The organism is Micromonospora sp. NPDC049230 (genome assembly GCF_040647875.1).
Classification (GTDB): domain Bacteria; phylum Actinomycetota; class Actinomycetes; order Mycobacteriales; family Micromonosporaceae; genus Micromonospora.
The window spans coordinates 1-12216 of sequence record NZ_JBEZCZ010000058.1; the positions used below are offsets into that span (position 1 = coordinate 1).

General features: G+C 71.5%; 15 protein-coding genes. 10 read left to right on the top strand and 5 right to left on the bottom strand.

Going from position 1 to position 12216, the window contains the following annotated elements; translation table 11 throughout:
- Positions 1-102 precede the first annotated feature (102 nt).
- The gene (locus AB0A95_RS31715; protein ID WP_357559412.1) at positions 103-621 is read right to left on the bottom strand and encodes a MarR family winged helix-turn-helix transcriptional regulator; all 519 of its coding nucleotides are present in this window, start codon (positions 619-621) and stop codon (positions 103-105) included.
- 95 nt (positions 622-716) lie between these two features.
- On the opposite strand from AB0A95_RS31715, the gene AB0A95_RS31720 reads away from it, so the two are divergent.
- The 9 genes from AB0A95_RS31720 (at position 717) to AB0A95_RS31760 (ending at position 9149) form a co-directional block, all read left to right on the top strand.
- Positions 717-1799 (top strand): substrate-binding domain-containing protein, encoded by a 1083-nt coding sequence (locus AB0A95_RS31720; protein WP_357559413.1) that lies wholly within the window; start codon positions 717-719, stop codon positions 1797-1799.
- Between the two features lie 413 nt (positions 1800-2212).
- Complete coding sequence (gene urtA, locus AB0A95_RS31725; protein WP_357559414.1) at positions 2213-3457, top strand: urea ABC transporter substrate-binding protein; 1245 nt, start codon at positions 2213-2215, stop codon at positions 3455-3457.
- A gap of 75 nt (positions 3458-3532) precedes the next feature.
- A complete protein-coding gene (gene urtB / locus AB0A95_RS31730; RefSeq protein ID WP_357559415.1) occupies positions 3533-4420 on the top strand; it encodes an urea ABC transporter permease subunit UrtB in 888 nt (295 codons plus the stop codon).
- The gene (gene urtC, locus AB0A95_RS31735; RefSeq protein WP_357559416.1) at positions 4417-5604 is read left to right on the top strand and encodes an urea ABC transporter permease subunit UrtC; all 1188 of its coding nucleotides are present in this window, start codon (positions 4417-4419) and stop codon (positions 5602-5604) included. The genes urtB and urtC overlap by 4 nt, the downstream gene beginning before the upstream one ends.
- Positions 5601-6377, top strand: a complete 777-nt coding sequence (gene urtD, locus AB0A95_RS31740; RefSeq protein ID WP_357559417.1) for an urea ABC transporter ATP-binding protein UrtD — start codon at positions 5601-5603, stop codon at positions 6375-6377. The genes urtC and urtD overlap by 4 nt, the downstream gene beginning before the upstream one ends.
- A complete protein-coding gene (urtE, locus tag AB0A95_RS31745) occupies positions 6374-7069 on the top strand; it encodes an urea ABC transporter ATP-binding subunit UrtE (RefSeq protein WP_357559418.1) in 696 nt (231 codons plus the stop codon). Before urtD ends, urtE begins: the two co-directional genes overlap by 4 nt.
- A 17-nt stretch (positions 7070-7086) precedes the next feature.
- Complete coding sequence (locus tag AB0A95_RS31750; protein ID WP_357559419.1) at positions 7087-7716, top strand: hypothetical protein; 630 nt, start codon at positions 7087-7089, stop codon at positions 7714-7716.
- Positions 7717-7839: 123 nt separating this feature from the next.
- Positions 7840-8310, top strand: coding sequence for a molybdenum cofactor biosysynthesis protein (locus tag AB0A95_RS31755; RefSeq protein WP_357559420.1), 471 nt, complete (start codon positions 7840-7842; stop codon positions 8308-8310).
- A gap of 317 nt (positions 8311-8627) precedes the next feature.
- Positions 8628-9149 carry an SUKH-4 family immunity protein gene (locus AB0A95_RS31760; RefSeq protein ID WP_357559421.1) on the top strand — a complete coding sequence of 174 codons (522 nt, stop codon included), beginning with the start codon at positions 8628-8630 and terminating at the stop codon, positions 9147-9149.
- A gap of 6 nt (positions 9150-9155) precedes the next feature.
- Here AB0A95_RS31760 and AB0A95_RS31765 read toward each other — a convergent pair whose 3' ends face one another.
- The 4 genes from AB0A95_RS31765 to AB0A95_RS31780 form a co-directional block, all read right to left on the bottom strand.
- Positions 9156-9533 (bottom strand): nuclear transport factor 2 family protein, encoded by a 378-nt coding sequence (locus AB0A95_RS31765; RefSeq protein WP_357559422.1) that lies wholly within the window; start codon positions 9531-9533, stop codon positions 9156-9158.
- A 92-nt stretch (positions 9534-9625) separates the two neighbouring features.
- A complete protein-coding gene (locus AB0A95_RS31770; protein WP_357559423.1) occupies positions 9626-10045 on the bottom strand; it encodes an ATP-binding protein in 420 nt (139 codons plus the stop codon).
- Between the two features lie 230 nt (positions 10046-10275).
- On the bottom strand, positions 10276-11112 hold the full coding sequence (locus AB0A95_RS31775; protein WP_357559424.1) for an oxidoreductase: 837 nt from the start codon (positions 11110-11112) through the stop codon (positions 10276-10278).
- Positions 11113-11145: 33 nt separating this feature from the next.
- On the bottom strand, positions 11146-11478 hold the full coding sequence (locus tag AB0A95_RS31780; protein ID WP_357559425.1) for a nuclear transport factor 2 family protein: 333 nt from the start codon (positions 11476-11478) through the stop codon (positions 11146-11148).
- Between the two features lie 216 nt (positions 11479-11694).
- Between AB0A95_RS31780 and AB0A95_RS31785 the strand changes: the two genes are divergently transcribed.
- The gene (locus tag AB0A95_RS31785) at positions 11695-12081 is read left to right on the top strand and encodes a DUF2267 domain-containing protein (RefSeq protein WP_357559426.1); all 387 of its coding nucleotides are present in this window, start codon (positions 11695-11697) and stop codon (positions 12079-12081) included.
- Positions 12082-12216 lie beyond the last annotated feature (135 nt).

Consider the following 12216-nt stretch of genomic DNA (forward strand, 5'->3'; position numbering starts at 1 on the left):
GGTCCGCGCCACTGACCGGGTTGCGGGCGGCCCGGACCCGGCCACCGCCGTCGTTCCAGGCCGTGGCACAGGCATCACGCTCTCTGTGGTGTCGGGGGAGGGTCAGCGGTGTGGGCCGGCCGCGTCGGCGTGCTCCCGCTGCCGGGCCGGGTCGAGGCGGCCGATCAGGTCGTCGAGCTGGCGTACGAGGTTGGCGGTCGGTGGCACGCCCGGCGCGCTGCTGTCCGCGACGCCCAGCTCCGAGAGGCCCGGATCCGAAAGGCCCAGCTCGGCGAGGCTGGCGCGGACCCGCTGGTCGAGGCGGTCGTGCTCGCGTCGGCCCCGCGCCGTGAGGTAGGCGCGGATCCGCCGCCGGTCGATCGGATCGATCCGGCGGAAGACGAGGTTACGGTCGACCAACTGGTCGACAAGCTTGGTGAGGGTGCCGGGAGGCAGTGACGCCTCGGCGGAAACCTCGCTCATCGGGTGGCCCTGGCCGTCGGCGAGCAGGCAGAGCACCCGCCACGCCTCGATGGTCAGCGCGTCGTCGGCCAGGACGGCGCCCAGCCGGCGGGAGAGCAGCCGTTCGGCGCGGGTGAGCGAGCGCAGCAGGTCAGCTGGCGCCCCGGGCACATCTGACATGAAACTCCCTGGTCCGTGGCTCTGTCATGGTACCGAGTCGTCCCGGTCCGTGGTGAGCTCTGGCCTTCCGTCGTGGGCCGGGCAATCATGTGCACATGTCCGCGCCGGCACCGCCGTGGCTGACCGTCGACCGTGCCGTGGTCAGCATCGCCCTGGTCTACCCGATGCGCGGGCCGGCCGGCATGTTCGGCCCGACCTGCGAGCTGTGTGCGCAATTCGCGGTCGAGGAGATCAACAGGTGCGGCGGGGTGCTGGGCCGGGAGGTGCGGCTGGTGCCTGTCGACGGCGGTGCGCCGCCGGCCGAGGTGGCCGCCGAGGTCGAGGCGTTGGTGTCGGTGGGGGCCGTGCAGGGGGTGACGGGGTGGCACATCTCCTCGGTGCGCCAGGCGCTGGCGCCCCGCGTCGCGCATCGGGTGCCGTACGTCTACACCGCACTCTACGAGGGCGGTGAGCGTACCGAGGGGGTCTTCCTGACCAGCGAGACGCCGGATGCCCAACTGTGGCCGGCGATGCGGCTGCTCGCCGGAGAGCAGCGGGTGCGTCGCTGGTTCGTGGTCGGCAACGACTACGTGTGGCCGCGGCGTACGGCGCGGGCGGCCCACCGATACGCGCTGCGGTGCGGCGGGCAGGTGGTCGGCCAGCACTTTCTGCCGTTGGACGCGCACGACTTCGACGAGGTGCTGCGCCGCATCGAGCACAGCGACGCCGACGCGGTGGTGATGCTGCTTGTCGGTGCGGACGCGGTGCGGTTCAACCGGGCGTTCGCCCGATCCGGGCTGGACCAGCGTTGTCTGCGGCTGAGCACCCTGATGGACGAGAACATGCTGCTGGCCAGTGGTGCCGGCGCGACCCGACGGCTGTTCAGCACGGCGGGCTTCTTCGCCGGGCTGGTGACCCAGGAGAACCTCGACTTCCACGGCGAGTTCGCCAGTCGGTTCGGGGTCGAGGCGCCGCCGCTGGGCAGCCTGGGGGAGTCCTGCTACGAGGGCGTGATGCTGCTCGCCGCGCTGATCGGCCAGGCCCGCACCCTCGACGTGCGGGCCATCGAGACGGCCGCCGACACCGTCGCGTACCACGGGCCCCGCGGGCGGTTGCGGCTGCGGCGGCGGCACGTACGTCAGCGCATCTACCTCGCCGAGGCCGACGGGCTCGACTTCACAGTGCTCGCCCAGCTCTGACCGCCGGCCGGGCCGACGTGAGCCTTGACAGCCGTACCCGCTGCGGCCCTAAGATACTTCCTGCGTGAAGGATCTGCCCCTGCGGGCAGTCGCCACCAATGTGTGTCCCCGATCGGCGAAAGCATTCGCCGACCATTGTGGTGGCAATTTTTCCGAGCTTTCCAGCGGCCGACACCGTCTTTCCGGACGGTGTCGGCCGCTGTTTTGGCGATCGTGCCGCGCGGCCGGCGGGAAACACTCAATTAAGGGCCGGGAAACACGATCGCAATGATGCCGGTCGACGCTTTCCCTGCCCGTATCCGCTGCGGTGCCCCGGTGGCGTCCACCCGTCGACCCCGGCACCGCCCACGTCAGATCCACCGGACCGCACCGACCGTCCATTCGCCACTTGAGCGCACCGCAGGGGAGAATTGATGTCATTATTCCGGGGCCGCCGCATCCTGGCGGGTGCCATGACCCTGGTCGCCGCGGCCGCGATGACCGCGTGCGGCAGCAAGACCACCGACGGGGGAAGCGCGACAGGCGTCACCGCCGACGTCTCCGGCTCCACCGTCAAGGTCGGCCTGCTCAACTCGCTCTCGGGCACCATGGCGATCAGCGAGGTCACCGTCCGCGACTCCATCATGCTCGCGGTCGACGAGATCAACGCGGCCGGCGGCGTCCTCGGCAAGAAGATCCAGCCGGTCGGTGAGGACGGTGCCTCGGACTGGCCCACCTTCGCCGAGAAGGCGGAGAAGCTCATCTCCGAGGACCGGGTCGCCGCTGTCTTCGGCTGCTGGACCTCGGCCAGCCGCAAGGCGGTCAAGCCGGTTTTCGAGAAGAACAAGGCGTTGCTGTTCTACCCCGTGCAGTACGAGGGACTCGAACAGTCGCCCTACATCTTCTACACCGGCGCGACGACCAACCAGCAGATCGTTCCCGGGCTCGACTACCTCAAGGCGCAGGGTGCGAAATCGGTCTATCTGGTCGGCAGTGACTATGTGTTTCCCCGCACGGCCAACAAAATCATCAAGGCGTACGCGGCGGCCAACGGGATGACCGTGTCCGGCGAGGACTACGCGCCGCTCGGGTCCACCGAGTTCGGCACGATCGTCAACAAGGTCAAGTCGTCCGGGGCCGACGCCGTGTTCAACACCCTCAACGGTGACAGCAACGTGGCCTTCTTCAAGGAGTACAAGTCGGCGGGCCTGACCGCGACCGGGATGCCCGTGGTGTCGGTGTCGATCGCCGAGGAGGAGGTCAAGGGCATCGGCACCCAGTACCTGGAGGGTCAGCTGACCGCCTGGAACTACTACCAGACCACGCCCGGGGCGGCGAACTCGAAGTTCGTGGCCGCGTACAAGGCCAAGTACGGGGCGGACAAGCCGACGAGCGACCCGATGGAGGCCGCGTACGTGGCGGTGCACCTGTGGAAGGCGATGGTCGAGAAGGCCGGCGCCTTCGACGTGGAGAAGGTCCGCGCCGCGTCCGGGGGGATCACCCTCGACGCGCCGGAGGGCACTGTCACTGTCGACGGACCGACCCAGCACATCGCCAAGACCGCCCGGATCGGCAAGATCGGCGCGGACGGTCTGATCACCGAGGTGTGGAACTCCGGCAAGCCGGTGCAGCCGGACCCGTACCTCAAGACCTATCCGTGGGCGAGTGGCCTGAGCTGACGATGCCGGCCCGGGCGGGGCGCGTTGCCGCGCGGTCCGCCCGGGCCACCCGACCAGCAGTACGGAGTACCCACCGTGACAGTCCTCTTCGGTCAACTCTTCACCGGCATCAGCATCGGCGCGGTGCTGCTGCTCATCGCTCTCGGCCTCGCGCTGACCTTCGGCCAGATGAACGTGATCAACATGGCGCACGGTGAGTTCATCATGGCCGGCGCGTACACCACATATGTCCTGCAACAGAGCATCACCGGGGCCGGCCTGTCACTGGCGGTCGCACTGCCGGTGGCGTTCGTGGTCGCCGGCACCATGGGTGTGCTGCTGGAGATGCTGCTCATCCGCCGGCTCTACGCCCGGCCACTGGACACCCTGCTCGTCACCTGGGGTGTGTCGCTGATGCTCCAGCAACTGGCCCGCGACGTCTTCGGCAGCCCGAACGTGCAGACCCGCGCCCCCGAGCTGCTGACCGGCAACGTGGCGCTGCCCGGCGGGCTGACCATCGCCAACAACCGGCTGTTCATCCTGGCCCTGGCGTTGGCCGCGGTCGCGGCGCTCACCCTGGCGCTGCGGCTCACCCCGCTCGGGCGTCGCATTCGGGCGGTCGTGCAGAACCGCGACCTCGCCGCGGTGTCCGGCATCCCGACCGCCCGGGTCGACCGGACGACCTTCTTCATCGGCTCCGGTCTGGCCGGGCTCGCCGGAGTGGCGCTCACCCTGCTCGGCCCGATCGGCCCCACCATGGGCACCAACCTGATCATCGACGCCTTCCTGGTCGTCGTGGTCGGCGGGATCGGCCAGCTCAAGGGCAGTGTGATAGTCGCCTTCGCCCTCGGCGTGCTCCAGGCCACCGGGGAGTACCTGACCACCCTCAGCGTCGCCAAGGTGATCGTGTTCGTGGCGATCGTCGCGTTCCTCCAGTGGCGGCCACAGGGCCTGTTCACCCTGCGGACCAGGAGCCTCGCATGACCGCCGTCACCCCCGCGCCGCCCAGCACCGCCGTGCACCCGGCACCCGCCGGCGCCGAACCGCCGGGCCCGCCCGCGCGCCGCTCCCGGCTGCGGACAGCGGCCGGCTTCGCGTTCGGCGCCGCACTGCTCTTCGCCGTGGCGCCGCTGGTGCTGTCGGACTTCCGGTTGGCCCTGCTCGCCAAGTACCTCTGCGTCGCCATGGTGGCGGTCGGCATCGGGATCGCCTGGGGCCGGGGCGGGATGCTCACCCTCGGCCAGGGCGTCTTCTTCGGCCTCGGTGGCTACGCGATGGCCATGCACCTCAAGCTCGCCGACGCGGGCCCGGGCGGGATGCCCGACTTCATGCAGCTGTACGGGCAGCTCGACGAACTGCCGCTGTGGTGGCGGCCGTTCGCCAGCCCGTGGTTCGCGCTGCCCGCGACGGTGCTGCTGCCGATGGCTGTCGCCTTCGGACTCGGGTCGCTGGTGTTCCGCCGTCGGGTCCGGGGCGCGTACTTCGCGATCCTCAGCCAGGCGCTCGCGGCGGCGATGGTGATCCTGCTGATCGGGCAGCAGGGCACCACGGGCGGCACCAACGGGCTGACCGACATCAAGGGCTTCTTCGGCTACAACCTCGACGACCCGGTCAACCAGCGGATGGTCTACTTCATCATCGCCGGCACGCTGCTGGCGTTGCTCGCGCTGACCCGCCAACTCATCCAGAGCCGCTACGGGGAGCTGCTGGTGGCGGTCCGCGACGGTGAGGAGCGGGTCCGTTTCCTCGGCTACGACCCGGCGTCGGTCAAGCTCGTCGCGTACGTCGTAGCGGCCGGTATGGCGGGGCTGGCCGGGGCGCTGTTCGTGCCGGCGGTGGGCATCATCTCGCCGGCGCTGATCGGCATCGTCCCGTCGATCGAGTTCGTCATCGGGGTGGCGGTGGGCGGCCGGGCCACCCTGCTCGGCCCGGTGCTCGGCGCGGTGGCGGTGGCCTGGGCGCGTACCGCGTTGTCGGAACGTTTTCCCGGCACCTGGACGTACCTCCAGGGTCTGCTCTTCGTCGTGGTGGTGGCGTTCCTTCCCGGTGGCCTGGCGTCGCTGTGGGCGTTGGCCCGCCGCCGCGACGGCGGCGCGGACGCGCGCGGGCGTGGGTGGTTACCGACGACGCGGCGACGCGCCGAACGGGCGGAGGTGCCGGCGGCATGAGCGACGAGCGGTTGGACGGGTTGTCCGTCCGTGACGTGCGGGTCAGCTTCGACGGGTTCACCGCCGTCGACGGGGTCTCGTTGGAGGTGCCCGCCGGTGACATCCGGTTCCTGATCGGGCCCAACGGCGCCGGCAAGACCACACTTGTCGACGCGATCACCGGCCTGGTCCGGGCCACCGGCTCGGTCCGGTTCGGCGAACACGAGCTGCTGGGCCGTCCGGTGCACCGGATCAGCCGGTTGGGCATCGGGCGCACCTTCCAGACCTCGACGGTCTTCGAGGAACTGTCGGTCCTACAGAACCTCGACATCGCGGCGGGGGCCCGGCGCAGTTGGGCGACCCTGGCCCGCCGTCGCCGGGGTATCCCGGACGAGGTGGCCTCGGCACTGGAGACGATCGGTCTGGCCGGACGGGCCGGGGACCTCGCCGGGACGCTCGCGCACGGCCAGAAGCAGTGGCTGGAGATCGGCATGCTGCTGGTGCAGGATGTCCGGCTGCTGCTGCTCGACGAGCCGGTCGCCGGGATGAGCCACGAGGAACGCGACGCCACGGGTGCCCTGCTGGAGACGGTGAGCCGGGATCGCACGGTGGTGGTGATCGAGCACGACATGGATTTCCTGCGCCGGTTCGCGCGCACGGTCACCGTGTTGCACGCCGGTCGGGTGCTCAGCGAGGGCACTGTGGCGCAGGTCCAGGCGGACCCGCGCGTGCAGGAGGTCTACCTTGGCCACCCGGTCGACGCCGGGTCGGCCCCCACGGTCCTGGAGGCATGATGCTGACACTGCGCGGGGTGCACGCCGGGTACGGGCGCTCTCGGGTGCTGCACGGGGTGGACCTCACCGTCCCGCCCGACGGGGTGGCCGCCGTGCTCGGCCACAACGGCGCCGGCAAGAGCACGCTGCTGCGGGTCGCGGCCGGGCTGCTGCGCCCGAGTGCCGGCACGATCGAGCTGGACGGCGATGACGTCACCCGGCTCGGGCCGCACGAGCGGGTGGCGCGGGGGATGGCGTACGTCCCGCAGGGTCAGCAGAGCTTCCCGCACCTGACCGCCGCGGAGAACCTGCGGCTCGTCGCCGACGGGCGGCGCGACGGGGCGGTGGCCACCGCCGAGGTGCTGGACCTGTTTCCGGCGTTGCGCCCGCTGCTGCGGCGGCGGGCCGGGCTGCTCTCCGGCGGCCAACGCCAGCAACTGGCCATCGCCCGCGCACTGATCACCCGGCCGAGGTTGCTGATGCTCGACGAGCCGACCGAGGGCATCCAGCCGTCGGTGGTCGCCGAGATCCAGGAGCGGATCGTCGAGCTGACCCGGCAGTCCGGGTTCAGTGTGCTGCTCGTCGAGCAGCACCTGGGGTTCGCGTTGCGGGTGGCGAACCGCTACCACGTGCTGGAGTCCGGCCGGGTCACCTCGCACGGCGACGGCGGTGTCACCGCGGAACGGGAGGTCCGGGCGGCCCTGGCGGTCTGAGTGGCAGGATCGGGACGGTGAGCGGCACGCGGGAGTTCGCCGACGGCGACGTCGGCGGCACCACCCTGCGCCGCACCGCCGGCGCGTCGAACTGGGCGCCGGTGACCCCGACCAGGTGGCGGTTCACCCACGACCAGGTCGTCCTCGCCGAGGCCGGCGAGAGCCGGCCGGGGCCGCGCCGGCCCTTCGAGTACGCAGTGCTGACCGCCGGCCCGGCCTGGTCGTCGGCCGAGATCGACGCGTGGGTACGACTGGACACCCCGGTGGAGGTCACCAACCGGGACGTGATCATCGTCTTCGGCTGGCGTTCGGACACCGAGTTCTACTACGCCCACCTGTGCACCGACAACACGATCTACCCGCACAACGGCATCTTCGTTGTCGACAACGCCGATCGGAACCGCATCGACCAGCAGTGGGACGGCCGATCCCGTGGCGCGGACCCGGCGATCACCGACGCCGACTGGCACCGCGTGCGGGTGGTGCACCGGCCGGCCAGCGGCGAGATCGCCGTCCACGTCGACGGGCGCCCCGACCCGCTGATGACCGCGACGGACACCACGTTCGGCTCCGGGCGGGTGGGTTTCGGCTCGTTCGACAACGTGGGCCGGGTGCGCGACCTCACCGTCACCGGCCGGCCGGCCTGAACCGGGTGTGGCCCCTCTGCTCTGCACCCGCGGATGCGCCGGGAGGGCCGCGCGCCGCCGGCCCCGCCGGGTCATCCGCCGACCTGGCCCGCCGGACCCGGTCCGGTTCGTAGAATCCCTGCCATGCCGGAGATCGTCGAGTTGCTGGCCTCGCCCGTGCACCGCTTCCTGGGCCGGCCCGCCGACGGCCCGGCGCCGGCCCCACCCGGTGAGCTGGTCGACGCCGTCCGGATCCGGGCCCACCTCGGCATCGTCGGCGACAGGTACTTCGGCCAGCAGGCGCACCGCGACGCCAGCGTCACTGTCATCGCCCAGGAGTCACTGCCGGTCGGCATCGGCCTGGCCGAGGTTCGGCGCAACATCCTCACCACCGGGATCGCGGTGGACGGGCTGATCGGCAGGGTGCTGGTCCTGGACTCCGGAGACGGCCCGGTCAGCCTGCGGGTCAACCGGGCGGCCCGGCCCTGCGCCTGGATGGACGTCACCATCGGGCCGGGGGCCTGGAAGGCGTTGCGCACCACCGGCGGCATCCGCTGCACGCCGCTCACCGACGGGACCCTGCGCGTCGGCCCGATCGACGCCGTGGTGAGCTGAGGAAACGACTCGACGGCGGCACCCGGCCGCCGAACACGGCGGGCTGGACGACCTCGTCGCCGGCTCGGTCCTGGATGGTGACCTCGCTGAGCTGACGGAGCGGCTCGACCAGGCGCAACGCGACACCCGGCTGCCCGCGCAACCCGCCGGGATGGCGCGGCTCAACGACCTGGTGGTGGCGGCCAGGCTGGGCGATTCGGCGAGCTGACGCCTCCACGGGCCGGTGCGTGGTAGAACCAACACGCGCACCGGTTCGTGGAGCTGAGGGCAGATCCGGGCCGACCGGAGGAGGACCTGATCCGAACAGAGGTGGTGGATTGATCCCCGAGCTGCGGCAGCTCATCGAGGAGCTGCGGGTGGACCTGGCCGACCAGCCGGCGAGCGTGGCGTTCGCCGAGTTCGGCGAGGGTGCCGCCATCGACGCCGTGCCGGTCGGGTTGCCGGACGACCTGCGGGATCTGCTGCTGGTCGCCGACGGGCTGCGCGCCGGTCGGGTCGAGCTGGCGTCCACGGCGACCCTCGCGGGGGTCCAGTACCACCTCGACTACGCGCCGGACTTCTCCTCGATCCCGCAGGACCGGCCGGGCTGGCTGGTGATCGGGACCCGCAGCGACGAGCCGATCTTCATGGACCGTGGCACGGGCGCCATCTGGTACTTCCCACCGACCGGCACCGAGTGGTTCATGTCCGACGCGTTCGAGGAGCTAGCCCCCGACCTGGGGTCCTTCGTGGACTACTACGTGCTCGGCCCGGGTTATGCCGAGCTGACCCCCGCCGACGACAGGTGGTTCGCGTTCCTCGACGAGCAGGGCCTGCTCGACGTCGACGAAGAGACCTGACCCGCATCAGACCGGGCTGATGTGCGCGGCGAGGACCCGCCAGCCGTGTGGGTCGTCGTGGACCCAGGTCCGGGTGTAGCGCAGGCGGGCCGCGAACGCCTCCCCCTCGAACACACCGGACACCCGGCCCAGGAAGAACGTCACACCGGTCTTGCCGACCACGAGCAGGTCCAGCTCCTCCTCGACCAGCTCCCGCACCACCGAGCGGCGGTCCCGGTGGGCGGCCAGGTCGTCCTGCTTGCGGTAGGCACGGCCGTCCGGGCCGATGGCGATCAGCTGGTCGACGAGCAACTGGTCGAGGGCGGCCACGTCGCCGGCCCGCTGGGCGTCCTGCAGGGTCCGCTCGGCATCGAGCAACTCCGCCTCGCGTGCGCTGTCCGGCATCGTGCCGTCCTCCCGATCGGTGTCGACCCGGTGTCACCGTCGGCCCGGGCTGTCCGCATTGTGGCAGCCGGCGGGTGGACAGCCGGCGGTGTTCACAGGCTCAGGCGTATCCGTACGACTGTCTCGCCGGGGCGGGTGAGCACGGCGACCTCGTCGCAGATCTGCTCCACGATCGCCAGCCCGCGCCCCCGTATCGCGTCGGCGGCCGGCATGCCCCGGCCGAACGCCCGCGTCGGCCCCCGGTCGACGACGTCGCAGAACAGCTGACCCGACTCGGCCCAGAGCCGGACCCGGCCGCCGCCGGAGGTGTGCTGCAACGTGTTGGTGGCCAGCTCGCTGACCGCGAGCGTCAGCAGCTCCACCCGCTCCGCCGGCAGACCCCGGGCCAGCGCCCCGACGCTGACGAACGCGCGCAGTGCCCGCACGTCCGTCGCGACCTGGTACGACATGGTGTCCGCGAGGCCGGCGGGGACGCTCTGCTCGGCGACGGCCTCCGGTCGCTCGGGCGGCATCAGCCCACCATCAGCGGGTCGCCGGTGAACGTCACCACGATCGACCCGGGTGCGGTGGACGTGCGAGCCGCGAAGTGCGCCATCGGGCAGCAGCAACCCTTCTCCTAGCGACAGCTGTTTGTTCACACATCATGTCACCTGTTGGCCCAATGGCCGTCCCGCCCGTTCGGCGGTCGATCCGGAGCCGCACGGACACACCGGCCCGTACTCCCGCCCGGTCGCCGCGTCGGTCAGGGGGTCGGGTCGAAGGCGATGGACTCGCTCAGCTCGCGCCACCGCGCGTCGGACGCGGCCAGGGCCTCGGCGGCGGCGGTGGCGCCCGCCACGGCGTCGGCGCCGAGCAGCAGCCGCAGGGGAGGGTCGTCGACCTGGGTGATCCGGATGATCGCCTGGGCGGCACGGGCCGGGTCCCCCGGTTGGTTGCCGCTGGCCTGGCGCAGCCGCTGCACCGCCGGATCGATGACCGGCCGGTACGGGTCGCTGATCGGCAACATGCTCATCGACGAGCCGGCCCAGTCGGTCCGCAACGCGCCCGGCTCGACGCTGGTGATCCGGATCCCGAACCCCTCGACCTCCTTGGCGAGCACCCCGGAGAAGCCGCTGACCGCCCACTTGGCGGACTGGTACGCGCCCAGGCCGGTGCTGGCGACCCGGCTGCCGACACTGGAGATCTGCACGATGTGCCCGTGCCCCTGGTCGCGCATCGCGGGCAGGACCGCACGGGAGAGATTGACCACCCCGTAGAAGTTGGCCTCGATCTGGGCCCGGAAGTTGTCCTCCGGCAGGTCCTCGATAGCGGCGACGTCGGCGTACCCGGCGTTGTTGACGAGGATGTCCAGGCTGCCGAACGTGTCGACGGCGGTGCGGGCGACGGTGCGGGCGGCCGCGGCGTCGGTGACGTCGAGGGCCACCGTCCTGACCTGGTCGCCGTATCTGTCGCGAAGGGCGTCGAGCTGGGCCGGGTTGCGGGCGGTGGCGACCAGGTGGTCGCCGTCGGCCAGCACGGCCTCGGCGAGCGCCCGACCGAGACCCCGGGAACACCCGGTGATGAGCCAGACTCGCGGCACGTGGTCTCCTCCTGTCGGGCGGGTGGGCGGCCGCTACGGCCGGATGTCCAGGGCGCCGACCAGGTCGTCGCGCAGGGTGAACCGGTAGCGCAGCTCGATCGGGCTGCCGGGGAAGTCGCCGGACACCCGGGTGAGGACCAGGTACGAGTCACCCGCCTGCGGTGTGACACGCACCGGCTCGGCCGTGTACGAGTAGGCATCCATGGTCTTCTGTCGCCAGGCGCGGATGGAGGCCCGTCCGTCGTAGAGCCGGTCCTCGTCGGCGACGCTCGCGGTGTCCGCGAAGCAGGCGACGAAGGCATCCAGGTCCCTGTCGTTGACGGCCCGGAAGTACCTGTCGAGCACGTCGGGTAGGTCCACCGCCATCTGCTCCTCCTGTGGCACGGGCCGCCGTCGGGTTCCCGGTCCGACCTCACCGTACGAGAAGGGGACGGCACCGCGCGGAGCAACGAACAGAACGGCCGGCCGGGCGCGCGAGGAGGACTCGCCGGCCGTGGCGCCGGTGGGCGTCCAGGTCGGCGGGCGGGGTTTGCCACCGGTCGGCCGGGGTAGGCACGCCTTTCCGAGGTGAAGGGCGGGGGCATGGCCGAGCTGGGGTTCGTCGAGAAGGTTGCCGCGCGGGCGGGCATTCCGCCGGAGCAGGCGCGCCCACTGACCGAGGCTGTGCTGCGGACCCTCACCGAGCGCCTCAGTGGCGGTGAGGCGGGCGCGCTGGCCCCCCACCTGGCCGACGAGCTGAGCCCGCTGCTGGTCAAGGGCGCGGAGTCGCCCGAGGCGTTCGGTTACGACGAGTTTCTGCGCCGGGTGTCCGACCGCGCCGGGATCGACAGACCCGCCGCCGAGCGGGGCGCTCGGGCCGTCCTCCAGACGATGCACCGGGTGGTCGGGCACCGGGAGTTCGAGGACGCCCTGGCCCAACTGCCGTCGGATCTGCGGGCGCTGGCCCAGCCACTGCCGCACGGCCCCTGACCCACACCTTTACCGCCGGACGCCCAGGTATCGATGACCGCTCGGTCCCTGGCGTGCCGGGTGCGATGCCGGCCCTACTGCGCGTGACCGTTTGAACGCGCAGTGGTGAGCGCCGGCCCGGGGGGCCTTCGCGCT